The following is a 678-nucleotide window of genomic DNA, read 5'->3' as shown; positions in this document are numbered from 1 at the left end:
CCGCGGGGATGGCGAAGTTCAGTCCCTGATGATACGCGATACCGGCAAAAACAATGCCGGGCCTCGGCGTTCTTTCTTACCGCCGCGCAAAACGCGGGAGCAAAAAACATCCCCCCTGAACTTCTTCAATACGCGAAAGGGCACGATACTGTCGCCGACATGGTTAACGGCGTCGCGACGGTGCTTATCGACAAGGGGATAAAGGTTGAAAGGGGAATGGGAGTTCCGGACAGGGTATTAGGTTCCGCTTTTTTTGTTGACGCTTCCGGATTTTTAATCACAAATTACCATGTTATCGAAAGCGAGGTAGACCCGAAATACAAGGGTTATTCTCGCATGTATATACGTTTGGGGGACTCTACAAGTCCAAGGTATCCGGCGCGAGTTATCGGTTGGGACAAGGCTTTGGATCTTGCCCTGATAAAAACCGAGTATGAGCCCGAATATGTTTTTTCTCTTGTAGATCGCGTAATTCCAAAAATAGGGGACTCGGTATGGGCAATCGGCTCCCCCGTGGGGCTTGAAAAAACAGTAACCGCAGGAATCGTCTCCGCCCTAAGCAGGCGTTTTTTGCAGATAGGCGACGTTTATCAGATTGACGCCGCGGTAAACGGCGGCAATTCAGGCGGTCCCTTGGTAGACGGCGAAGGGCGGCTTGTTGGAATTGTTTTTGCCGGT

Annotated in this window: 1 protein-coding gene; it reads left to right on the top strand. The window is 51.3% G+C overall.

Annotated elements, in window-relative coordinates; all coding sequences use genetic code 11:
* A partial coding sequence (locus ACYVTD_RS15145; protein ID WP_461248538.1) for a S1C family serine protease occupies positions 1-678 on the top strand: 678 nt, incomplete at both ends.

Source organism: Treponema sp. R6D11, from assembly GCF_054786075.1.
This window is presented reverse-complemented; position numbering and strand designations above follow the sequence as displayed.